Annotated in this window: 20 protein-coding genes; 4 read left to right on the top strand and 16 right to left on the bottom strand. The window is 65.2% G+C overall.

All coding sequences use genetic code 11. The annotated features are described in order from the left end of the window. Positions 1 to 44: 44 nt before the first annotated feature. The 9 genes from GPICK_RS14665 to GPICK_RS14625 all read right to left on the bottom strand — a co-directional run bounded on the left by GPICK_RS14665 (position 45) and on the right by GPICK_RS14625 (position 9,900). Positions 45 to 1,301 (bottom strand): glutamate-5-semialdehyde dehydrogenase, encoded by a 1,257-nt coding sequence (locus GPICK_RS14665; RefSeq protein WP_039744435.1) that lies wholly within the window; start codon positions 1,299 to 1,301, stop codon positions 45 to 47. 13 nt (positions 1,302 to 1,314) lie between these two features. Next, entirely contained in the window at positions 1,315 to 2,436 is a 1,122-nt protein-coding gene (gene proB / locus GPICK_RS14660) for a glutamate 5-kinase (RefSeq protein ID WP_039744433.1), read from the bottom strand. Between the two features lie 74 nt (positions 2,437 to 2,510). Beyond that, positions 2,511 to 3,527 carry a GTPase ObgE gene (obgE, locus tag GPICK_RS14655; RefSeq protein ID WP_039744431.1) on the bottom strand — a complete coding sequence of 339 codons (1,017 nt, stop codon included), beginning with the start codon at positions 3,525 to 3,527 and terminating at the stop codon, positions 2,511 to 2,513. An 87-nt stretch (positions 3,528 to 3,614) separates the two neighbouring features. Continuing rightward, complete coding sequence (gene rpmA / locus GPICK_RS14650) at positions 3,615 to 3,872, bottom strand: 50S ribosomal protein L27 (RefSeq protein ID WP_039744427.1); 258 nt, start codon at positions 3,870 to 3,872, stop codon at positions 3,615 to 3,617. Positions 3,873 to 3,950: 78 nt separating this feature from the next. Then, entirely contained in the window at positions 3,951 to 4,259 is a 309-nt protein-coding gene (gene rplU, locus GPICK_RS14645) for a 50S ribosomal protein L21 (protein WP_039744424.1), read from the bottom strand. Positions 4,260 to 4,337: 78 nt separating this feature from the next. Then, positions 4,338 to 4,640: a Rieske (2Fe-2S) protein gene (locus tag GPICK_RS14640; protein ID WP_039744422.1), complete on the bottom strand. Its 303-nt coding sequence runs from the start codon at positions 4,638 to 4,640 to the stop codon at positions 4,338 to 4,340. A gap of 28 nt (positions 4,641 to 4,668) precedes the next feature. Further along, entirely contained in the window at positions 4,669 to 5,847 is a 1,179-nt protein-coding gene (purT, locus tag GPICK_RS14635; protein WP_039744420.1) for a formate-dependent phosphoribosylglycinamide formyltransferase, read from the bottom strand. 20 nt (positions 5,848 to 5,867) lie between these two features. Further along, positions 5,868 to 7,370 carry a ribonuclease G gene (rng, locus tag GPICK_RS14630; RefSeq protein WP_039744417.1) on the bottom strand — a complete coding sequence of 501 codons (1,503 nt, stop codon included), beginning with the start codon at positions 7,368 to 7,370 and terminating at the stop codon, positions 5,868 to 5,870. Further along, the gene (locus tag GPICK_RS14625; RefSeq protein ID WP_039744414.1) at positions 7,360 to 9,900 is read right to left on the bottom strand and encodes a TIGR03960 family B12-binding radical SAM protein; all 2,541 of its coding nucleotides are present in this window, start codon (positions 9,898 to 9,900) and stop codon (positions 7,360 to 7,362) included. Before GPICK_RS14625 ends, rng begins: the two co-directional genes overlap by 11 nt. 303 nt (positions 9,901 to 10,203) lie before the next feature. Between GPICK_RS14625 and GPICK_RS14620 the strand changes: the two genes are divergently transcribed. After that, on the top strand, positions 10,204 to 10,431 hold the full coding sequence (locus GPICK_RS14620) for a hypothetical protein (protein WP_039744412.1): 228 nt from the start codon (positions 10,204 to 10,206) through the stop codon (positions 10,429 to 10,431). 103 nt (positions 10,432 to 10,534) lie between these two features. Here the strand turns inward: GPICK_RS14620 and GPICK_RS14615 are convergent, their stop codons facing one another. From GPICK_RS14615 to GPICK_RS14590, 6 genes are all read right to left on the bottom strand, one after another. Beyond that, on the bottom strand, positions 10,535 to 10,894 hold the full coding sequence (locus tag GPICK_RS14615) for an exosortase system-associated protein, TIGR04073 family (protein ID WP_052263456.1): 360 nt from the start codon (positions 10,892 to 10,894) through the stop codon (positions 10,535 to 10,537). 14 nt (positions 10,895 to 10,908) lie between these two features. Next, a complete protein-coding gene (locus GPICK_RS14610; protein ID WP_039744409.1) occupies positions 10,909 to 11,322 on the bottom strand; it encodes an exosortase system-associated protein, TIGR04073 family in 414 nt (137 codons plus the stop codon). A gap of 141 nt (positions 11,323 to 11,463) precedes the next feature. Next, positions 11,464 to 13,773, bottom strand: coding sequence for a DNA polymerase domain-containing protein (locus GPICK_RS14605; RefSeq protein WP_236685585.1), 2,310 nt, complete (start codon positions 13,771 to 13,773; stop codon positions 11,464 to 11,466). A gap of 14 nt (positions 13,774 to 13,787) precedes the next feature. Further along, positions 13,788 to 14,390 (bottom strand): peroxiredoxin, encoded by a 603-nt coding sequence (locus tag GPICK_RS14600; RefSeq protein WP_039744405.1) that lies wholly within the window; start codon positions 14,388 to 14,390, stop codon positions 13,788 to 13,790. Positions 14,391 to 14,756: 366 nt separating this feature from the next. Then, complete coding sequence (locus tag GPICK_RS14595) at positions 14,757 to 15,497, bottom strand: ATP-binding protein (RefSeq protein ID WP_039744402.1); 741 nt, start codon at positions 15,495 to 15,497, stop codon at positions 14,757 to 14,759. 38 nt (positions 15,498 to 15,535) lie between these two features. Beyond that, a complete protein-coding gene (locus GPICK_RS14590) occupies positions 15,536 to 15,892 on the bottom strand; it encodes a nitrous oxide-stimulated promoter family protein (protein WP_039744400.1) in 357 nt (118 codons plus the stop codon). Positions 15,893 to 16,005: 113 nt separating this feature from the next. Between GPICK_RS14590 and pcnB the strand changes: the two genes are divergently transcribed. Then, positions 16,006 to 17,367 carry a polynucleotide adenylyltransferase PcnB gene (pcnB, locus tag GPICK_RS14585; protein WP_039745842.1) on the top strand — a complete coding sequence of 454 codons (1,362 nt, stop codon included), beginning with the start codon at positions 16,006 to 16,008 and terminating at the stop codon, positions 17,365 to 17,367. Between the two features lie 11 nt (positions 17,368 to 17,378). Here the strand turns inward: pcnB and GPICK_RS14580 are convergent, their stop codons facing one another. Beyond that, complete coding sequence (locus GPICK_RS14580) at positions 17,379 to 18,326, bottom strand: YbgA family protein (protein ID WP_039744397.1); 948 nt, start codon at positions 18,324 to 18,326, stop codon at positions 17,379 to 17,381. 236 nt (positions 18,327 to 18,562) lie between these two features. Here GPICK_RS14580 and GPICK_RS14575 point away from each other — a divergent pair, with 236 nt between their 5' ends. Then, positions 18,563 to 20,194: a sensor histidine kinase gene (locus tag GPICK_RS14575; protein ID WP_039745840.1), complete on the top strand. Its 1,632-nt coding sequence runs from the start codon at positions 18,563 to 18,565 to the stop codon at positions 20,192 to 20,194. Continuing rightward, entirely contained in the window at positions 20,187 to 20,558 is a 372-nt protein-coding gene (locus tag GPICK_RS14570) for a response regulator (RefSeq protein ID WP_039744394.1), read from the top strand. Before GPICK_RS14575 ends, GPICK_RS14570 begins: the two co-directional genes overlap by 8 nt. The last annotated feature ends 30 nt before the right edge of the window (positions 20,559 to 20,588 follow it).

Genomic DNA, 20,588 nt, shown 5'->3' with positions numbered 1-20,588 from the left:
GCGCGTAATCGCTCATTACGCATGCCGACACCTGCCGGATGCCGCTACTGCCTCACCTGGCCGTTGCCGTAGACGATAAACTTCGTCGTCGTCAGGTCCTCCAGTCCCATGGGGCCGAAGGAGTGGAGCTTGGTGGTGGAAATGCCGATCTCGGCGCCGAGGCCGAGCTGGTTGCCGTCCGCGAAGCGGGTGGAGGCGTTGACGAGCACCGTGCTCGAATTCACCTCCCGGATGAAGCGCTGGGCGTTGCGGTAGTCGTCCGTGATGATCGCCTCGGTGTGGAGAGAGCCGTAGCGGTTGATATGGGCCACCGCCTCGTCCAGGCCGTCGACCACGCGGGCGGCGAGGATCAGCTCCAGGTACTCGGCGGCCCAGTCCTCTTCGGTGGCGGCCTTGGCAGCCGGGGCGAACTGCCGGAAGCAGTCGTCACCCCGCAGCTCCACCTGGAGGCCGGCAAGGGTGGCGGCGATGCGGGGGACGAAGGTTTCGGCGATGTCCTTGTGGACCAGGAGGGTTTCCAGGGAGTTGCAGACGCCGGGGCGCTGGACTTTGGCGTTGACGACGATCCGCTCCGCCATGTCGAAGTCGGCGGCGGCGTCGACGAAGATATGGCAGACCCCCTTGTAGTGCTTGATGACCGGGATCTTGGAGTGCTCCACCACGAAGCGGATCAGGCTCTCGCCACCTCGGGGAATGATGAGGTCGATGGACTCCTCCTGCTTGAGCATCTCCAGGACCCCCTCCCGCTCGGGAAAGGGGATTACCGAGAGGGCCGCCTCGGGAATCCCCGCCTTCTTCATCTCACCGGTCAGGATGCGGGCGATGGCTATGTTTGAGTGGAGCGCCTCGGAGCCGCCGCGGAGGATCACGCCGTTCCCCGCCTTGAGGCAGAGGGCCGCGGCGTCGGCGGTGACGTTGGGGCGCGCCTCGTAGATGATCCCGATGACGCCGAGGGGGATCCGCATCTTTCCCACCATCAGGTCGTTGGGGCGCTTCCACATTTTGGTAACTTCCCCGACCGGGTCCGGGAGTGCCGCCACCTCCCGCAGGCCGTCCGCCATCGCCCGGATCCGTGCCTCGTTCAGCATGAGGCGGTCGAGCATGGCCGCCGAGAGCCCCTTCTGCTCCCCCGCCTCCAGGTCCTTCCGGTTCTCCTCGATCAGGTGGGGGGTGTTGTTGATGAGGGCCATGGCCATGGCCACGAGGAGGTCGTTCTTGGCCCCGGTGGAGAGCTTTGCCATGGCGATGGCAGCCTGGCGGGCGTCGGCGGCGATGGTGCGTATCTTCTCTGCGATGGTCATGTCCTGCCCTCCGTTAAAGAATGACGAGGTTGTCCCGGTGGATGATCTCATCCCCGTACTTGTAGCCGAGGATCGTCTCGATTTCGCCGCTGCGGTGGCCGAGGATCCGTTCGATCTCGGCGTGGGAGTAGTCGACGAGCCCCCGGGCGACCTCGATTTCGTCGGGACCGCAGACCCGGACGCAGGCCCCCCGGTCGAATTCCCCCTCCACCCGGACCACGCCGGAAGGGAGGAGGCTCTTCCCCTGGCGGGCGAGGACTGCCCGGGCACCGTCGTCCACGATGATCCGTCCCGACGGCTTCAGGGTGTGGGCGATCCAGTGCTTGCGCCGGTTGAGGCTCTCCCGCGCCGGCAGAAAGAGGGTGCCGACCTCGCGCCCCGCGAAGGCCTCGGTCAGGATTCCCGGCACCTTGCCGTTCACCATGAGGGTCGGGACGCCGGACTGGGCCGCCTTCTTCGCCGCGGCGAGCTTGGTCACCATCCCGCCGGTCCCTACGGTGGAGGCGCTGCCGCCGGCAGCCCGCTCGGTCTCCCGCGTGACGCTTTTCACCAGGTGGATGAGGCGTGCGTCGGGGTTCGCGCGGGGGTCCGAGTCGTAGAACCCGTCGATATCGGTCAGGATGACGAGCAGGTGCGCCTCGGCCAGGTTGGTCACCAGGGCCGAGAGGTTGTCGTTGTCGCCGAACTTGATCTCGTCCACCACCACCGTGTCGTTCTCGTTGATGACCGGGATGACCCCGAAGGAGAGCAGCGTGTCGAGGGTGGCGCGGGCGTTGAGGAAGCGGAGGCGGTTGGCTAGGTCGTCCCGGGTGAGGAGGATCTGGGCCACCTTGTGGCCGAACCGGCCGAAGGCCTCCTCGTAAGTGCGCATGAGGTGCGACTGGCCAATGGCCGCTGCCGCCTGTTTCTGGGGGATGCTCCGGGGGCGCCCTTCGATCCCCAGCTCGCGCCGGCCGGCGGCTACGGCGCCGGAGGAGACGATGATCACCTCGTGGCCGTCTTCACGCAGGGTGGCGACTTCGGCGGCCAGGCCGTCGATGAGGTCGAGGTCGAGGCCGTTGTCCTCGCAGGTGAGGACCCGGCTGCCGATCTTGATGACGATACGTTTGGCCTTCTTCAGGTTCTCGGTTCGCATGGGCTCTGTCACGGGGCCGGAGTTCCGGCCGGTCTCAGGAAAATACCGTGTCTGCCGTCAGCGGCAAACGGCTCCTACCACTCTTCCTCGGCGCTTCCCCACAGGTTGCGGGCGATCTCGTCGAGCAGCGGCGCAATCCCCTCGCCGGTGGCGGCGGAGATGGGGAAGACCGCGAGCCCCCGCTCTTCGAACCAGGGGAGGATCTCCGGCAGGTTTTCGCGCACCGCCGGGAGGTCAAGCTTGTTGACCACGACGATCTGCCGCTTCTCGGCCAGCTCCGGGCTGAAGAGGGCCAGCTCGCGGTTCAGGGTCTCGAACTCCCGGATCGGGTCCCGGTCGGGAATCCAGGAGAGGTCGAGGATGTGGAGCAGGACGTTGGTCCGCTCCACGTGCTTCAGGAAGCGGTGGCCGAGTCCCGCCCCCTCGGCCGCCCCTTCGATGATGCCGGGGATGTCGGCCACCACGAAGGAGCGGTAGTTCTTGTACGGTACCACCCCCAGGTTCGGCTTGAGGGTGGTGAAGGGGTAGTCGGCGATCTTAGGCCGGGCGGCGGAGACCTTGGTGATGAACGACGACTTCCCGACGTTGGGGAAGCCGAGGAGCCCCACGTCGGCCATGAGCTTGAGTTCGAGCCGGAGCCAGCGCTCCTCCCCCGCTTCCCCCGGCTGAGCGAACTTGGGAGCCCGGTTGGTGGAGGTGGCGAACCGGGCATTCCCCTGGCCGCCGCGTCCCCCCTTGAGGAGCACCAGGGTCTGGTCCTGCTCGGTCATGTCGGCGAGGACCTCCCCGCTCTCGGCATCCTTGATGATGGTTCCGGCGGGGATCCGGATCTCCAGGTTGTCGCCGTTGGCGCCGTGGCGGTCGCTCCCCATGCCGTTTTTCCCCTTCCCCGCCTTGAGGTGGGGGCGGTAGCGGAGGTCGAGGAGGGTGGAGAGGTTGGGGTCCACCGTGATGACGACATCACCCCCCTTGCCGCCGTCGCCGCCGTTGGGGCCGCCGTAGGGGATGAACTTCTCCCGGCGGAAGGAGACACAGCCGGCGCCGCCGTGGCCCGATTCCGCGTGGATCTTTACTTCATCGATGAACTGCATGGTGTACCATTTCCCTTGTTTCGAGAAACAACAAAAGCCCGGAACTCGAAAGTCCCAGGCTTTTGGGTTCCTGTTGCGCGGCGGAAATCAGTTCGCCGGGTAGACGGAAACCTTCTTCTTGTCCCGCCCCAGCCGTTCGAACTTCACGACACCGTCGATCAGGGCAAAGAGGGTGTAGTCCTTGCCGCAGCCGACGTTGGTGCCGGGGTGGATCTGGGTGCCGCGCTGGCGGTAGATGATGTTCCCCGCCTTGACGGTCTCCCCGCCGAACTTTTTGCAGCCGAGTCGTTTGGATTCCGAATCGCGTCCGTTCCGTGTGGAACCGACGCCTTTTTTGTGTGCCATGGTGTCAAACCTCCCGACGGCTTCCTGTAGCGATCAGTCAGGATTGCGGGCCGTCGTAACTAATGTGTCCGATGTTGATTAACCGTTGATCTTCTCGATCTTGAGGATCGTTCTCGGTTGACGGTGCCCGCGCAGTTTCCTGCTGTTTTTGCGCCGCTTCGACTTGAAGACGAGGATCTTCTTGTCTTTGCCCTGCTCGACGATCTTGCCGACCACAGAGGCGCTGGGCACTAACGGTGTTCCGATCTTGACCGTGTCGCCGCCAACCATCAGGACTTCGCTGAGTTCGATCGTGTCGCCAACGGCGCCGTCGAGCTTTTCGACTTTCAGAAAGTCGCCTTCGGAAACTTTATACTGCTTCCCTCCGGTTCTCACTACTGCGTACATGTACTTCACCACCTTTACGCAAATTTTTTGAAGAGCGTGAAAGTATATCGGGAAAAGCACCATGAGTCAAGGAGTTTTTTATCCGACCTCGACCATCACGTCGTCGCCCGCCACCTGCACCGGGTAGGTCTTCAGGGTGTACTCGGGAAATTCCCGGCAGGCGCCGGTCTTCAGGTTGAAGCGATAGCCGTGGCGCTGGCAGGAGAGGTGCTCCGCATCCTTGATCAGGGCGCCGGCGAGGGGGGCTCCCTGGTGGGGGCACTCGGTTTCGCAGGCGTAGACCTCACTCTTGATCCTGACGAGGAGAATCTCCTGGCCGTTGACGGTGACGACTTTCTTCCCCCAGTCGGGGATCTCGGAAACCTTGGCGGCGAATACCATGGCAAACCTCCTCAGTTAAATTGGGATGTCAGGGGATGACGATCCGTATCGCGTGGGCCGACTGCTCGGCCCGGGCCCGGGCCTGATCGGTGTCGGCCCCCAGGGAGAGCGCCACTCCCATCCGCCGTCCCGGCCGGGTGTCAGGCTTGCCGAAGAGGCGGAGCTTCGTCTCCGGTACGGAGAGCGCCTCGCCCAGGCCGTCGAAGGTGACCTCGCCGGCCGGGGCGGTGGCCAGGATCACGTGGGAGGCGGCCGGGGCGACGTTCACGACGTCGGGGATGGGGAGGCCGAGGATCGCCCGGACGTGGAGCTCGAACTCGGAGAGGTTCTGGGAGATCATCGTCACCATCCCGGTGTCGTGGGGGCGGGGGGAGACCTCGCTGAACCAGACCCGGTCCCCCTTGATGAAGAGCTCCACCCCGAAGATGCCGAAACCGCCGAGGGCGTCGGTCACCGCCCTGGCCTGCCGCTGGGACTCCGCCAGGGCGGCCGGCGTCATGGCCATCGGCTGCCACGACTCGTGGTAGTCCCCCTTGATCTGGATGTGGCCGATGGGGGGGCAGAAGGTGGTGCCGCCGGCGTGGCGCACCGTCAGGAGCGTGATCTCGTAGTCGAAGGAGATGAACTCCTCGACGATCACCGTGTCGGAGGCCCCCCGCGCCCCTTCCATGGCGTAGGTCCAGGCGCCGTCGATCTCCTCGGCTCCCTTCACGACGCTCTGTCCCTTGCCGGAGGAACTCATGATCGGCTTCACCACGCAGGGGAGGCCGATCTCCGTCACCGCCGCGCGGAACGCCTCACGGCTTGCGGCAAAGCGGTAGGCCGCCGTCGGCAGCCCCAGCTCCTCTGCGGCCAGGCGGCGGATCCCCTCGCGGTTCATGGTCAGGTTGGTGGCGCGGGCCGTGGGGATCACGGTGTACCCTTCCTGCTCCAGCTCCCGGAGGTAGGGGGTGTCGATCGCCTCGATCTCCGGGACGATGAGATGGGGGCGCTCCTGGGCCACGATCCGGCCGAGCTCGCTCCGGTCCAGCATGTTGATCACATGGGCGCGGTGGGCCACCTGCATGGCCGGGGCGTCGGCGTAGCGGTCCACGGCGATGACCTCCACACCGAGCCGCTGGGCCTCGATGACCACTTCCTTGCCGAGCTCGCCGGAGCCGAGGAGCATGAGGCGGATGGCGCTTTTCTTGAGGGGGGTTCCGATCATGACGAGTTATCCTTTGCGTGTCAGCTGATGGCGATCTCGAACTGCTCCTGGTGGAAGCCCGGCTTGGCCCGGACGGTGATCCGCTTCTTGAACTTTTTCTCCAGCTCCTCCAGCCCCCGGCGCTCCTCGTCGTAGAGGAGGTCGGCCACCTGGGGATGGACGGTGAGCATCACCTTGGTGCCGCGGATGTCGAGCATCTCGCGCCGCAACTCCCGGAAGATCTCGTGGCAGACCGTGGTCTTGGCCTTCACGTAACCGCGCCCCTCGCAGTAGGGGCACTGCTCGCAGAGCATCCGCCCGATGGACTCCCGCACCCGCTTGCGGGTCATCTCCACCAGACCGAGTTCCGAGATCTTCAGGATGTTGGTCTTGGACTTGTCGCTCTTCAGCGCCTCTTCCAGGGCGGTGAAGACCTTCTCGCGGTTCACCTCCTTCTCCATGTCGATGAAGTCGATGATGATGATCCCGCCGATGTTGCGCAGCCTGAGCTGGTAGGCGATCTCCTTCACCGCCTCCAGATTGGTCTTGAGGATGGTGTCCTCCAGGTTGTGCTTCCCCACGAAGCGGCCGGTGTTGACGTCGATGGCGGTCAGCGCCTCGGTCTGCTCGATGATGATGTAGCCCCCCGATTTCAGCCAGACCTTGCGCCCCAGGGCCCGGCTGATCTCCACCTCCAGCCCGAAGTGGTCGAAGATCGGCTCGTCCTCGTCGTAGAGCTCCATGGTGTACTTCATCTTCGGCATGAAGGTGGAGATGAACTGGACGATCTTGTCGTGCTCGTGCTTGGAGTCGACGACGATCTTGTTCACGTTCTCGGTGAGGATGTCGCGGATTACCTTCTGGGTCACGTCGAGGTCGGCGTGGATTAGGCTCGGGGCGTGCCCCCGCTCGTTGCGCTTGACGATCTCCTCCCAGAGCTTCGTCAGGTAGTGCATGTCGGCGACGAGGTCCTCCTCGCTCTTCCCCTCGGCGGCGGTCCGGACGATGAAGCCGCCGGCGGCGGGCTTCACCCGCTCCACGATCTCCTTGAGCCGCTCCCGCTCTTCCTCTTCCTCAATCCGTCGGGAGATCCCCACGTGGTCCACGGTCGGCATGTAGACCAGATGCCGGCCGGGGAGCGAGATGTGGGAGGTGATCCGGGCCCCCTTGGTGCCGATCGGCTCCTTGGAGACCTGGACGAGGATCTCCTGCCCCTCCTGGAGCAGCTCCTCGATGGGGTGGAGCGGCTGGATCACCTGCTCGCTCTCCCCCTCTCCCTTGCCGTTGCCGTCCATGAAGGTCTCGAACTCCTCCATGGCATCGAAGACGTCGGCGACGTAGAGGAAAGCCGCCTTCTCCAGGCCGATGTCGACGAAGGCCGCCTGCATGCCGGGAAGGACGCGGACGACCTTCCCCTTGTAGATGTTGCCGACGATTCCCCGGACCCGGCTCCGCTCGATGTAGAGCTCGGCGATGGTGCCGTTCTCGATGAGGGCAATGCGGGTCTCGTGGGAGGAGGTGTTGATGACGAGTTCATTGGCCATTGGTCGTATCCTGTATCTGTATGGGTAATGGTAACGGCGTGTCTCTGAATATGACGTCGAGCTTTTCGATCCGGGCGCCGGCCAGGGCCTCGGGGGGGAGGCCGGTGACGGCGGCGGTGAACTCCAGCGGTTTCCCCCGGCCGATGACCAGTTCCAGGGCGGTGCCGGAGACCGTGAGCCCTGCCAGTTCGTGGCGCAGGTCGTACTCGGCCGGCTTTTTTCCCTTCTTTTCCTTGCGGAAGGGGAAGCTTTCGAGGGCGAGGAAGGCGGCTGCCCGGTCGGCGAGGCCGGTCGTAGCCTCCGCCGGGAGGATGACCCGGTAGCGGACCTTGTCCATGAGGACCGAGAGGGACGGCGTGCCGGGAGGGACCACCCGCGCTTCCGTGATCCGCATCCCGTCGGGGAGAGTGGCGTTGAGCCGCTCCGTGAGCTCCTCGGGGGTGAAGTCCGGGGCGACCTCCAGGTCCAGATATTCGGCCCACGATTCTACACCGACCGAAAGGGCGGTGGCAAACGAGAATTTGGGGTGGGGGTGGAACCCCCGGGAGTACCGGATCGGGATCCGGCCGCGCCCCACGGCCCGGGTGAAGAGGCCGATCATCTCCAGGTGGCTCAGGTAGCGGAGCGGTCCGGTCTTGGTGTAGCGGCAGCGGATGGTCACCTTCCCGTCGTCCGCCGGCTGTGCCGCGATCCGGGGCGTCCGGGCGCCCGGTCCCCCCTCCGCCGCGAGCCGCATCGCGATCCGGTCGAAATCGCAGACCCCGCAGCCGGTGCAGCGGCCGAAACGGCAGTCCTCCGTCGGGGCGCCGAGGCCCGACCGGCCCAGTTCTCCCAGGAGGAATTCCCTGGTGACGCCGAAGTCGAGATGATCCCAGGGGAGGACCTCGTCCCGCTCCCGCCGGCGGTGGTAGAAGCAGGGGTCGATGCCGACGCCCTCGAAGGCGTCGCGCCACGCCGCCGCGTTGAAGCGGTCGCCCCAGCCGTCGAAGCGGCAGCCGAGCTCCCACGCCCGGATCAGGGCGGCGCCGAGGCGCCGGTCTCCCCGGGCGAAGACCCCCTCCATGAACGAGAGGGGGGGGGCGTGCCACTTGAAGACGAGCCGCTTCGCCCGCAGCTCCGTGCGCAGAAGCGCCTGGCGGGCGAGGATCTCGTCGTGGCCGATCTGAGGCTCCCACTGGAAGGGGGTGTGGGCCTTGGGGACGAAGGTGGAGACCGAGACGTTCACCTCGCCGCCGCTCCCGGCCCGCTTCCCTTCGAGCTTCACCTTTCTCCCGAGTTCCACGATGCCGTGGAGGTCCTCTTCGATCTCGCCGGGGAGGCCGATCATGAAGTAGAGCTTGATGAGTCGCCAGCCGTTGGAGTAAGCCTCGAAGGCGTTGCGGAGCAGGTCCTCCTCGGTGATCCCCTTGTTGATGATCCGGCGCAGCCGCTCGCTCCCCGCCTCGGGGGCAAGGGTGAAGCCGGTCTTGCGCACCTTCCGGATCTCCTCCACGAGCTCCTGGTTGAGGCTCCCCACCCGCAGCGACGGCAGCGACACCGCCACCTTCTCCTCGGCGTAACGGACCATCAGTTCCTTGAGGAGCGGGGTGAGGCAGCCGTAATCGCCGGTGGAGAGAGAGAGAAGCGAGATCTCGTCGTAGCCGGTCCCCCTCAGCGTTTCCTCCACCAGTTCCAGGATCTTCTCCGGCGAGCGCTCCCGCACCGGCCGGTAGAGGTAGCCGGCCTGGCAGAAGCGGCAGCCGCGGGTGCACCCCCGGCCGATCTCGATGCTCACCCGGTCGTGGACCGTCTTGAGGAAGGGGACCACCGGCGCGGTGGGGTAGGTGGCCTCGTTCAGGTCGGCGACGAAGCGGCGCCGCACCGGCCCGTACCCTTCCCGCAGCGGGGTGATGGCCCTGATGCGGCCATCGTCGTGATACTCAACCGTGAAGAACGACGGGACGTAGACGCCGTCGATCCGGGCGAGCCGCTCCAGGAGCTCGCGCTTCGGGCCCCCGCTCTTCTTCCAGTCGCGACAGGCGGCAGCGATCTCCACCACCGCCTCTTCGCCGTCACCGAGGAGAAACGCGTCGAAGATGTCGGCCAGCGGCTCGGGGTTGCAGGCGCAGGGGCCGCCGCCGATGACGAGGGGGTAGCCATTCTCCCGCTCGGCGGCGAGGAAGGGGATTCCCGCCAGGTCGAGCATGGTGAGGATATTGGTATACGAGAGCTCGTACTGCAGGGTGAAGCCGAGGATGTCGGTCCGGGCCAGGGGGGTGCCGCTCTCCAGGGTGGCGAGGGGGATCCCCGTGCTCCGCAGCTGTTCTTCCCGGTCGGCCCACGGGGTGTAGGCCCGTTCCGCCGCCACCCACGGGAGGTCGTTGAGGACCGCGTAGAGGATCTGGAGGCCCAGGTGGCTCATCCCCACTTCATAGACATCGGGGAAGGCGAGGGCGAAACGGATCTCTGCCCCTTCCTTGGGGCGGGAGCCGACCTCGTTTCCCATGTAGCGGGCCGGTTTCTCTATGGCAAGCAAGCTGTTGTGCGACACGTATTACGCTCCAGGTGCCGCGGCTCGTGGCCGCAGTGCACGAAAACATTTTAAAATACTCCATAATTGCCATTAAGGCAAGGAACCAGATTGGTTTCGGCCGGCCGGCAGCGTGCTGTCAGTTCTGCCTTATATGCGGTATGTGGTGGATGATATGCGGCGCCATTGGACCCCTGTAGTGCGGCTGCGGGGCGCCGGGAGCGGAGTTAGGGTCTGTAAAGTCGGCTAGTTGCGGCAATAATGGAAAAGTGGCACGGACCCTGCTATAACGCCGGTTACTAAATATCTTTTTGGAGGTTTGTGATGAAAAAAGTTCTGTCCTCGATCGTAGCCGCCCTGGTAGCCGTTTCTTTCGCTGGCGTTGTGTTCGCCGCTGAAGCGAAGAAAGAAGAAGCTCCGGCTGCTGCTCCGGCTGCTGCTGAGAAGAAAGAAGAGAAGAAGCCGGCTAAGAAAGCCAAGAAAGCCAAGAAAGCCAAGAAAGCCGAGAAGAAAGAAGAAGCTCCGGCTGCTCCGGCTGCCGAGAAGAAGTAATTCTTCTTTACGAGCAATGAAAAAAGCCGCATCTTCGGATGCGGCTTTTTTTGTGCCCATTTCGACCTGCCGGAAGCGTCGCAGCAGGGATGCGGAGGGGCTCCTATTCCTTCTGCCAGACGTAGGGCGGCTCCAGGTACGGCTCGAAGAAACCGGGCCAGGCGACGAAGAAGGTCGCCAGCTCCCCCACGCCGCTCAAGGTTCTGACCACGGTCATCCCCACTCCCTTCAGCGGACCGATGAGAATTCCCTTCGTCGGACCCGACTCCTGCCACGTCACGTACACCTGTTTCGGCAGCTCAAGCCAGCCGGTGGCCGTATTGGCCACCCCCCGCGAGAATTTGTTCGCCATGCCGTCCACGACCTCCTGCGGCGAGGCATTGTCGACGTTGCGCAATCCTCCGGCGAAAGCCGGCGGGAGGCAGGCCGTCGCGGTCACGATCGTCAGCAGTGCCGCTGCCATGCGGAGGCGTCCCCTCATTGGCTGTCACCCCGCTTTTCGGCCGGTTCGCCGGCCACCTGTCCCGGCTCACCCCGCGGCTCTTCCCACCCCTTCCAGACATAGTCGGGCTCTATCATCGGGTCGTAGTAGCCGGGTTGGGGGACGAGGAAGAAGACCGTCTCGGCGGCGCCGATGAACGCCCGGTAGGCGGTCATGCCGATCCCCTTGAGGGGGCCGATGACATAGCCGACCGTCCCTCGGTCCCGGACGCTCAGATATGACTGCTTGGGGAGCTCGACGACGGCGGTGGCGATGTTGGTGACGCCACGGGCGAACTTGAAGGCCATCTTCTCCGCGATGAACTCGGGTTTGGGGCCATCTGAGGCGAAGGCTGGCGGGGTCAGGGCGAGGGTGGCAAGAAGGAGGGCGGAAAGCGTGACGGAACGCATAAAATTCTCCTTGTGATGGGTGGTAAACGCCTGATACCCCTTGTAACACAAATACTTTGGAGTGGCAAGCAACGAGGCTTTTCTGCAGGCTGCATCCGGCAAGCCGCGGGGGGCACGGGCAGACAGGTTCGCGCGAACCCCTCAGTCAAAGAGCGAGCGCTCCCGCGGCAGGAACGGCGCGAACCGCTTCAGCATCTGGCGGAGCTTGTCCAGGTAGTATTCCGTGTTCTCGTCGGGGCGGGCGGGATCGTACCGGGATGCCGGTTTGCAGCTTTCGTACACCGTCACCCCCTTTCCCCGGCCGGCGACGTAGTAGCTGATCTGATCGCCGGCACGGTACTCGTGGTCTGCCTTGAGTGCAATCTCGAAGGCTGCCGACGGATTGCGCTTCCCCTGGCGCACCTTCTGGAGGTAGGTGGCCGGCGATTCGCCGAGGGTTTCGGTCCGGGCGAGCCGGTCGACGGGGATGAGGTGGTCCCGGAGACGCCGGGCGTATTCGTCGTGGAGAAGGGGGATCGCCTCCCCTTCGCCGGTCAGCAGGAGCCGGATCATCTCCGCCATGAATTCCCGCAGGTAGCGCTCGATCCCCCGGGACTTGAGGGCGCTTCCCTTGACGCGCACCGCACCGTCGTGACCGAGGAGGGCGTAGTTTTTCATCTTGTAGGAAAACATGGCGTGGTACCGGCCGTCCAGTTCCACCTCGATCCCCTCGGGAAGGGTCGCCGACAGCTCGCTGACCAGGGACTGTTCCTGTTCGGGCGAGGTGATTCCGGGCGGGGGGATGAAGTAGATGCCGTCGGTGTCCACCTCCACGGGGTGGGCACCCCGGTCCCTCAGCCACTGGAGCATGGTGCCAATGGTCTCCCGGCCGAGCCGGGTCACCTCCGCGGCGGCCCGGACGTCGGCGAAGGGGTGGAGGGTGGTGCCGAGGTAGCCGTAGAAGGAGTTGATCAGGATCTTGAACGTCTGCTGAAGGGCGTCGTAGTACTCCCGCTCGTGCGGCTCCTCTGCCTGGCGGGCGAGGGCCTTGGCCCGCAGGCGGAACTCCCGCAGGCTTTTCAGCAGCGGCAGGTAGAGGCCGAGGTTCTCCCGGGCCGGCGCGATACCGTAGGCAAGCATGAGGGATGGATAGAGGGAGGCGACGTCGCAGTGGACGATGGGGGAGAGTACCCCGGTCTCGAAGATGTCGGTGTACCCCCCCTCGAAGGGGGTCGCCTCCCCGGTGGGGATCGGGACGGCCCGTTCCTGCCGCAGGTATTCCCTCAGGAAGAGGGCGTTGATCCGGGTGGCGTTGCCCCGGATGACGCAGGTCTGATAGGTGTAAGGGAAGATTCGGGCCTGGAGGAACCAGGAGTAGGAGAGGAGTCGCGACAGGGCCAGGGTCTCCCGCACGTCGTCCAGATTGTAGCGCCGCAGGCTCTCGGGATCGGTCCGGAAGATCTCGTCCATGGCCTGGCGGTCCAGGTAGACCCGGTCGGGAGCGGCGATGCCGAAGTGGCGCGCCGCCTGCTTGAGTCCGTGGCTCTCCAGCTCGCGGCTCGTGACGTCGTAGATCAGGAGGAGGAAGTAGGTGTCGATGACGGAGCGGCCGTAGATGTCCCAGCGGGGGTAGTCGACGGCCCGCTCGGCCACGGTGAAGCGCGACGGGTGGACCCGCGGCACGCTCCCGTCGCGACCCCAGGCGAGCCGCACCCCGTGGCGGGCGGCCCGGACGCGGAGATACTCCAGGTCGAAGCGGAAGAGGTTGTGCCCCTCGATCACGTCCGGGTCCCGCTCGCGGATGATGGCCGTGAGCCGCTCCAGCATCTCCCGCTCGTCCAGCTCGTGCCCCGAGAGGTATGCCTCGAATCCCCCTTCCTCCATGACGGCGATGGAGAGGATCCGGTCCTCCTCCCGGGCGGGGTTGGAGAATTCGAATCCCGGGGCGCAGGCGGTTTCGATGTCGAGGGCGAGGCGGCGGAGCTGCGCGAACTCCACCCCCTTGAAGAGGGTCGTGCCGGTGAGGAGGAGGTGCTGGTGGACCGGGTCAGAGAGAAAGAGGTAGGGGGCGCCGGGGGCCGACGGGGTGTGGCCGCTCCGTTTCGCCAGCAGCTCCTTCGCTTCGGTGCAGTCGTGCCAGTCACGGAAGAGGGCGAGGTGGCGGAGTTCGCCGGGCCCGGCCAGGGGGCGCAGCTCGACGTCACCCCTGAAGCCGCTCAAGAGGTCGGGCTCCGTCAGGACGATGAAGGGGCGGAAGGGGACATCCCGGAATACGGCCCCGTGGGGGGTACGGATGAAGAGGCGGATGAAGCGTCCCGCCAGTTCCGCCGCCACGACCCCTTCCGTCGGGTCGGCTCCGAAGAGAAGCGGCGTATCGGTCAGGTGGAGATCGTCCATGGCTATTGGTCCGAGGTTGACTGCGGGGCTGAAACAGAAACGGCACGGCCCGGTGGACCATGCCGTCTGTTTCATCTGTTGTTTCGGGCCTATCCCACCGAGTGCTTGGCAAGGTAGTCGGCTACCCCCGCCGCAGTCGGCTTCATCGCCTCGTCCCCCTCCTGCCAGTTAGCGGGGCAGACCTGATCGCCGTGGGTCTCGACGAACTGGAGGGCGTCGACCATCCGCATCGCCTCGGCGACGCTGCGGCCGAGGGGGAGATCGTTGATGACCGCGTGGCGGACGATCCCCTTGGTGTCGATCAGGAAGAGGCCGCGCAGCGCCACGGAGTTGTTGAAGAGGACCCCGTACTGCTTGGCGATCTCCTTGTTGAGGTCGGAGACGAGGGGGTACTGGATGTTGCCGATGCCGCCGTCCTCCACCTTGGTGTTCTTCCAGGCGAAGTGGGTGAACTTGGAGTCGACGGAGACGCCGATGACCTCGCAGTTCTTCTCCTTGAATTTGCCGATCGTCTTGTTGAAGGCGAGAATTTCCGACGGGCAGACGAAGGTGAAGTCGAGGGGATAGAAGAAGAGGATCACGTACTTGCCGCGGAAACTCGAAAGCTTGAGGGTGCCGAAGGTGTTATCGGGCAAGACCGCATCAGCGGTGAAATCAGGGGCTTCCTGGGTTACGAGGGTACACATGCACATGGGGAGTATCTCCTTTCCGGCGTGAAATTGGTTTGCACAGGGAAATAGATACCAGCCGGAAAACCCCTTGTCAATTAAAAAAGATAAAAAGAGTCTTTTTTGTCTTTTGCGGTGAACGCGATGCCGGGAAGGGGGAGATAAGCGTGAGTCCGTGACGGATGCCGCCCCGCTTCGCTCCGCGTGCCGCTCGCACCGCCCCGGTACGGCTCATTTCGCTACCGGCCTGAAACTCACCCTGACGGGTTCGGACAATCAGGCCGGTGGCCGCTCCATGTCGCCTACCGCGGCTGGCACTCGGGCACAGTCGCTCCGTCGGGACGACATCCGTCACGGACTCAGGATAAAAATGGCCGGGGGAGGGGAAGGTTACTTGACGGTCCCCTGGATGCCGATGGTGACTTCGCGGAAGGGGATCTCCTTCCCCGAGGCGGCCAGGGCCTGGCGGGCCGCCATGACGATGCCGCCGCAGCACGGGACTTCCATCCGCACGACCGTGATGCTCCTGATGGTGGAGACGCGGAAGATCTCCGTCAGCTTTTCCTGGTAGAACCGGTTGTCGTCGAGCTTGGGGCAGCCGATGACCAGCGCCCTGCCGTCGAGGAAGTCGCGGTGGAAGTCGGCGTAGGCGAAGGGGACGCAGTCGGCGGCGATGACGAGGTCGGCATCCTGGAAGTAGGGGGCGGTGGGGGGAACCAGGTGGAGCTGGACCGGCCACTGGCGGAGTCTGCTCGGCTGGGGGGGCGCCGTTGTTTCCGCGCCGCTCTGCGCAGGGGCATCGAAGACCATGGCGCGGGAGCCGGGACAGCCGCCGCCATGGTGGTGCTGGGGCGCGGCCTGCGCCGGCGCGTGGTGGGCAGGTCCCCGGCCGATGTCTTTCAGATGCTTCTCCACCGCCTCCTCGTTGAATTCGTCGGCCTCCCGCTCGATGATCCGGATGGCATCGCGGGGGCAGTCCCCGAGGCAGGCGCCGAGGCCGTCGCAGAGGTTGTCGGCGGAGAGCACCGCCTTGCCGTTGACGATCCTGATGGCCCCTTCGGCGCAGGCCGGGACGCAGAGGCCGCAGCCGTTGCACGCATCTTCGTCGATCTGAACGATTTTTCTGATCATGGTGTTTCTCCCCGAATGAAAATGAACGGTGATGCCGTCTAGAAAAAATAGTGCCAAAGGTAGTCGAACCGGCCGCGCATGATCATGCGCCGCCCCGAGAACGCCATGACCTCGCGGATCCTGGCGCGGTACTCCTTGCCGTAGCAATGGATGCGGCAGTGCTTGCACGACGGTTTCGGGTCGAGGGGGCACTTGCGCCGCTTGGCGATGCCGTGGGCCAGAAGCCCGGCGCATTCGCCGCAGAGCTCCACCCCCTGCCGGTACCGGTGGGCGATCTCCGGCGGGAGGTCGAAGGGGGCGCGGTCCCCGCGGTCGTGGCGGGCATGGCAGTAAACCCGGACGAAGTCGATCAGGACCCGCAGGTCGTGCTGCTGTTTTTTCGTGAATGGTTCCATGGGGCCAATCATAGGATAAACGGCAGGCGGTTGTCATGACCCAGATCAAAAAACTCCGCTTTCATCCGGGGGGCGGTTTTGCTTTTCGGGCTGTTCTGTGCTATGTAACCCCCATGAACAGACGAACTCCCCTTATTATCCCCCGTGCCGACCACCCCATCTCCCGCTCCCTCGTCAGTCCCAACGCCCTGCGCGTCCTCTACCGCCTCAAGGAGAACGGCCACCTCGCCTTTCTCGTGGGGGGATGCGTCCGCGATCTGCTCCTGGGGCGGGAGCCGAAGGACTTCGACGTGGCCACCGACGCCACCCCGAACCAGGTGAAGCGGATCTTCCGCAACTGCCGCTTGGTGGGGCGGCGGTTCCGCCTCGCCCATATCCACTTCCAGGACGAGATCATCGAGGTCGCCACCTTCCGCGCCCTCGCCACGGGAGAGGAGGAGCCCGAGCCGGAGCCGGCCGCCGGAGGAGAGCCCGGTGAGGGGGAGCGTCCCCGGCCGCCGCGGCATCTGGTGAGCGAGGAGGGGGTGGTGCTGCGGGACAACGTCTTCGGCACCCCGGAGGAGGACGCGCTGCGGCGCGACTTCACCGTCAACGCCCTTTCCTACACTGTCGCCGATTTTTCGATCATCGACTACGTGGGGGGGATGGAGGACCTGCGGCGGGGGGTGATCCGGACCATCGGCGACCCCCTCGTCCGCTTCACCGAGGATCCGGTCCGGATGCTCCGGGCGGTCCGCTTCGCCGCGCTCCTCGGCTTCGCCGTGGAGGATGAGACCTGGCATGCGGTTTTGGAACTCGCTCCCGCCATAACGCGGGCCACGGCGCCGCGGCTCTACGAGGAGGTCTTGAAACTCTTCCTCTCCGGCGAGGGGGAGCGGGTCTACCAGCTCATGCGCCAGACCGGGCTCTTCGGGCACCTCTTCCCCCGTTTCAGTGCCTGGCTCGACCGGGAGAGCGACGGCTTTCCCCATGCCCAACTCGGCAAGGCCCTCGAATGGGTCGACAGCCAGATGGGGAGCGGGGAGCCGGTGTCGCCGCCGCTCCTTCTGGCGCTCATGTTCGGGGAGTTCCTGGAGGAGCGGGCCGATGAGCTCGCCGCGTCGGGAGTCCCCCCCCAGGAGTCGATGAGTGCCGCCGTAGCCGAATTCCTCGGCGAGCAGGCCCCCCTGGTCACCGTACCCCACCGGATCGGCCTCGCCGTGCGGGAGATGCTGGCGCTGCAGTACCGCCTCCGGAAGATCCCCGGCAAGCGCCCCCAGGCGGTGCTCGCCCGCAACTGCTTTGCCGAGGCGATCGCCTACCTGCGGTGCCGCTCCCTCCTCACGGGTGAGGGGACGAAGGTCCTCGACTGGTGGGAGCGTTACGCGCGGGAGAGCGTCATGCCTCCCGTGGAGGGGGGGAGCGGCGAAGGGGACAGTGCGCCGCGCCGGAAGAGGCGCCGTCGGCGGCGGGGGAAGAAGCCGCCGGCATCCTGAGCCGTCATCCCTCAGACGTGATTGCGCAGCATCAGTTCCGTGGGGGTGGGGGTGAGGTAGACCTGGCCGAGGAGATACTCATCCCCGCACGTCCTGGCGTAGTGCCGCAGGAGCGTCACCGGCACCACCAGGGGGACGAGCCGCCGGCGGTATTCGTCGATCACCTCGCCGAGCTCGTCCCGCTCGTCCCGCGGGAGCCGTTTCCTGAAGGAGCAGGCGATGTGCCGGAGGACGGCGGTGTTCTTGGGGACGGTGGCGAGGCGGGCGAGGGCCTTCATGAAGAGCGCCCCGTAGCGCGCGAAGAGCTCGTCCCGCGGCACCTCCTTTCCGCGGGCCACCAGCCCCCCCAACTCCCGGCAGAGCTCCGGACTGTGAGCCATGAGCAGGAGTTTGTGGGCGGTGTGGAACTTCGCGAGGCGGCCGGGCGTCCCCCCTCCCGCCACCAGGTCTTTCCACCGCCGGTACGCGAAAATCCGCACGACGAAGTTCTCCCGCAGCTCCAGGTCGTGGAGCCGCCCCTCCTCTTCCACCGGCAGGAGCGGGAAGCGTGCCGTCACCGCCTCGGCAAAGAGCCCCCGCCCCATCCTCGCCGGCATCCCCGCCCGGTGGACCTTCACCCTGAAGAGCCCGGAACTGGGCGAATCCTTCTTGAAGATGAAGCCGCAGAGGTCCGCGGCCGCCAGTTCCCCGACCTTCTCCGCGTACCACCTCCGCATCCGTTCCGTGTGATCAATACGGCTCCTGGTGGTGACGAGCCGGACCTCCCCCGTTACCTCTTCGAGCCGCATCGGTTCCCGGGGAGCAGGCAGGCCGCAGCCGACTTCGGGGCAGACCGGGACGAGGCGGAAGAACGCCCCGAGGGTGTCGGTGAGGTAACGGTCGTGCTTGTGCCCTCCGTCGTAGCGGACCCGCTCCCCGAGGAGGCAGGAACTGATTCCGATGGCGATTGGTGTCTCCATTGCGCTCTCCGTCGTGCGAGAAAAATTATTAATGATATGCCGCCGGATGCCGATAAAACAAAGGTGGCTCAAGGGTTGGTCCCCGCCGTGGCCGGAGCGTCGGTCGGTTCAGTGGCAGTATTTTTAATTAACAATCACCGCGGCACCGATCGCAGCCAGCCTTGAAAATAAGGGATTTGCTGCTATAATTTGTGCCATTTCCTCTGATGGAAATCAACCCCGCCGGAGAGGTTTTCGTGGATTGGGAGTGCTGCTGGGACAGGGAGGTCATCGAGCCGGGCGATTGCCCCAACATCGGCGAAGGTGAGGAGGTGCTCTACTCCTCACTCCGGCGCCGGATGGCGGAGAAGTGCATCGAGTGTCCCCGTTTCCAGGCCGACCTGAAGCGGTTGCGGGATGAGGGGAACCCCCTGGCGGAGATCCTGCCGCACGTCCTGACCGAGCTCCAGGAGCAGCGGGGAAAGCTCCAGGCCATGGGGAGCTTCCTCGACAGCCGGGACCGGGAGATCAAGTTCCTTCACGAGATCAGCCTCGTGCTCCAGACCTCCGTGGACCTCGACGAGGTGCTGTCGGTGGTCATGACCGCCATCACCGCGGGCAAGGGGTTCGGGATGAACCGGGCGTTTCTGCTCCTGGCCGACAAGGAGCGGAAGAACCTGAAGGGGTACCTGGGGGTCGGCCCCCGGAGCTACGGCGAGGCCTGGGAGATCTGGGGCGATATCCAGCGCGACGACTTCACCCTCAAGGAGATGGCGAAGAACTTCTACAAGACGAAGCTCTCCTCGGAGAAGCAGAAGTTCCACGACATCCTGGAACGGCTCGCCGTCCCCCTTGCCGAGCACGGCCACATCCTCAACCGCTCGCTGCGGGAGAAACGGCCGGTTCTGGTGGAAAACGCGTTCCACAATCCCGATGTCGACTGCTCCCTCGCCCAGCTCCTGGGGGTCGACACCTTCCTGATCACCCCGCTCATCTCCCGTAACCGGCGGATCGGTGTCATCATCTCCGACAACTGCATCACCCACAAGCCGATCACCCCCCAGGATGTCCAGTCCCTGGAGACCTTCGCCTTCCCGGTCGCCTTTGCCATCGAGCGGGCCTCGCTCTACGAACGGCTCCAGGAGGAGCTCCTCAAGGTGACCGCCGCCAACGTGAAGCTCCAGGAGCAGCAGGAGCTGATCGTGAAGATGGAACGGATGGCCCTCGTGGGGAAGATCACGTCGAGCATCGCCCACTCCATCCGCAACCCTCTCATGATCATCGGCGGGTTTGCCCGCTCGCTCCTCAAGGGGGCCGGTGAGGGGGACCCGAAGCGGGAGTACCTGGAGTCGATCGTGCGTGAGGCACGCCAGCTGGAGGGGGTTCTCGCGGAGGTCCTCAACTACTCCGACTCCCTCTACCCGACACTGGACACCTGGGACGTGAACCATCTGGCGAGCGCGGTCTGCCGGGAACTCGATGGCCGGTTCGCCGAGCGGCGCATCACCTGCCACCTGCGGCTGGATGCGGGGCTGCCGCCGGCACGCATCGATTACAAGCAGGTCTCCTACTGCCTGCGGACCGTCCTCGCCACCTGCATGGAGGGGTTGCCGGACGGGGGGGATGTCCGGATCGAGACCCGCCTCGACGATGGCTGGATCGTCCTGTCGGTGCAGGATGCCGGCCGGCCGGTCCGCCGGGAGAGCCTGGAGGCGATGACCACCCCCCTCGGCAGCGCGCAGGAGATGGGGAACGGCCTCGGCCTCGCCATCTGCAGGACCATCATGGAGAAGCATGGCAACGTCTTCGACATCGAGAGCCCCCCGGCGGGGGGGACCCGTTATATCATCAAACTACCCGTGAACAGGGAGGGTATTGCCCATGGCTAGACTGCTCGTAGTGGACGATGAAAGCAGCATCCGGCTCCTCTATTCCCAGGAGCTGGCGGATGAGGGGTACGAGGTGGTCACCGCCGCCACCGCCACCGAAGCGGCGGAAAAGATCCGGGAGAACGAGTTCGACCTGGTCGTCCTCGACATCAAGCTCAAGAACGAGAGCGGGCTCGACCTGCTGCAGAAGGTGGTGAAGGAGCGGCACAACATGCCGGTGATCCTCTGCACCGCCTTCTCCTGCTTCAAGGACGATTTTTCCGCCTGGCTCGCCGACGGCTACGTGGTGAAGTCGAGCGACCTTACGGAGCTGAAGGACGAGATCGCCAAGGTCCTCGCCAAGAAGAAACAGCTCAAGGGATAGAACCGGGGGGCACTCCCGTCACATTTGCAG

It is taken from the genome of Geobacter pickeringii (genome assembly GCF_000817955.1).
In the GTDB taxonomy this organism is placed as follows: domain Bacteria; phylum Desulfobacterota; class Desulfuromonadia; order Geobacterales; family Geobacteraceae; genus Geobacter; species Geobacter pickeringii.
Note: the sequence above shows the minus strand (reverse complement) of the source record. Positions and strands in the feature narration are given on the sequence as shown.

Excerpts from the sequence above, each read along its gene's own strand:
- GPICK_RS14570 (WP_039744394.1), top strand. The coding sequence starts at position 20,187 with ATGGCTAGACTGCTCGTAGTGGACGATGAAAGCAGCATCCGGCTCCTC.
- rplU (WP_039744424.1), bottom strand. The coding sequence starts at position 4,259 with ATGTACGCAGTAGTGAGAACCGGAGGGAAGCAGTATAAAGTTTCCGAA.
- pcnB (WP_039745842.1), top strand. The coding sequence starts at position 16,006 with ATGAACAGACGAACTCCCCTTATTATCCCCCGTGCCGACCACCCCATC.
- proB (WP_039744433.1), bottom strand. The coding sequence starts at position 2,436 with ATGCGAACCGAGAACCTGAAGAAGGCCAAACGTATCGTCATCAAGATC.
- rng (WP_039744417.1), bottom strand. The coding sequence starts at position 7,370 with ATGGCCAATGAACTCGTCATCAACACCTCCTCCCACGAGACCCGCATT.
- GPICK_RS14605 (WP_236685585.1), bottom strand. The coding sequence starts at position 13,773 with ATGAAACAGACGGCATGGTCCACCGGGCCGTGCCGTTTCTGTTTCAGC.
- obgE (WP_039744431.1), bottom strand. The coding sequence starts at position 3,527 with ATGCAGTTCATCGATGAAGTAAAGATCCACGCGGAATCGGGCCACGGC.
- GPICK_RS14590 (WP_039744400.1), bottom strand. The coding sequence starts at position 15,892 with ATGGAACCATTCACGAAAAAACAGCAGCACGACCTGCGGGTCCTGATC.
- GPICK_RS14640 (WP_039744422.1), bottom strand. The coding sequence starts at position 4,640 with ATGGTATTCGCCGCCAAGGTTTCCGAGATCCCCGACTGGGGGAAGAAA.
- GPICK_RS14610 (WP_039744409.1), bottom strand. The coding sequence starts at position 11,322 with ATGCGTTCCGTCACGCTTTCCGCCCTCCTTCTTGCCACCCTCGCCCTG.
- GPICK_RS14620 (WP_039744412.1), top strand. The coding sequence starts at position 10,204 with ATGAAAAAAGTTCTGTCCTCGATCGTAGCCGCCCTGGTAGCCGTTTCT.
- rpmA (WP_039744427.1), bottom strand. The coding sequence starts at position 3,872 with ATGGCACACAAAAAAGGCGTCGGTTCCACACGGAACGGACGCGATTCG.
- GPICK_RS14580 (WP_039744397.1), bottom strand. The coding sequence starts at position 18,326 with ATGGAGACACCAATCGCCATCGGAATCAGTTCCTGCCTCCTCGGGGAG.
- GPICK_RS14615 (WP_052263456.1), bottom strand. The coding sequence starts at position 10,894 with ATGGCAGCGGCACTGCTGACGATCGTGACCGCGACGGCCTGCCTCCCG.
- GPICK_RS14600 (WP_039744405.1), bottom strand. The coding sequence starts at position 14,390 with ATGTGCATGTGTACCCTCGTAACCCAGGAAGCCCCTGATTTCACCGCT.
- purT (WP_039744420.1), bottom strand. The coding sequence starts at position 5,847 with ATGATCGGAACCCCCCTCAAGAAAAGCGCCATCCGCCTCATGCTCCTC.
- GPICK_RS14665 (WP_039744435.1), bottom strand. The coding sequence starts at position 1,301 with ATGACCATCGCAGAGAAGATACGCACCATCGCCGCCGACGCCCGCCAG.
- GPICK_RS14595 (WP_039744402.1), bottom strand. The coding sequence starts at position 15,497 with ATGATCAGAAAAATCGTTCAGATCGACGAAGATGCGTGCAACGGCTGC.